Origin of the sequence: Acinetobacter sp. I-MWF, assembly GCF_025433935.1 — a bacterium.
In the GTDB taxonomy this organism is placed as follows: Bacteria; Pseudomonadota; Gammaproteobacteria; order Pseudomonadales; family Moraxellaceae; genus Acinetobacter; species Acinetobacter guillouiae.
On the sequence record NZ_JAMBAR010000073.1, the window covers coordinates 1 to 276 of the forward strand.

At 45.3% G+C, this 276-nt stretch carries 1 protein-coding gene; it reads left to right on the top strand.

Features of this window, described 5'->3' with window-relative positions; translation table 11 throughout:
* The coding region (locus M2R48_RS21425) for a hypothetical protein (RefSeq protein ID WP_315972868.1) at positions 1–276 on the top strand (276 nt) is incomplete at both ends.

Consider the following 276-nt stretch of genomic DNA (forward strand, 5'->3'; position numbering starts at 1 on the left):
TCCAACTACAGGTACATTGACGCCAGTTAATCCATTACCTGAAGGACCACATGAAATTACCTATACGATCACAGATCCAGCGGGTAACACCAGTGTTCCAAGTGATCCGATTCAAGTGGTTGTGGATACAACAGCGCCAACACAATCAGTCATCATCTCAACAGTGACTGATGATGTTGCACCAGGTTTAGGTAACGTTGCTAATGGTGGTTCAACCAATGACACTACACCATTACTTGGTGGAACAATCAGTGCTGTTCTGAACAGTGGTGAGCG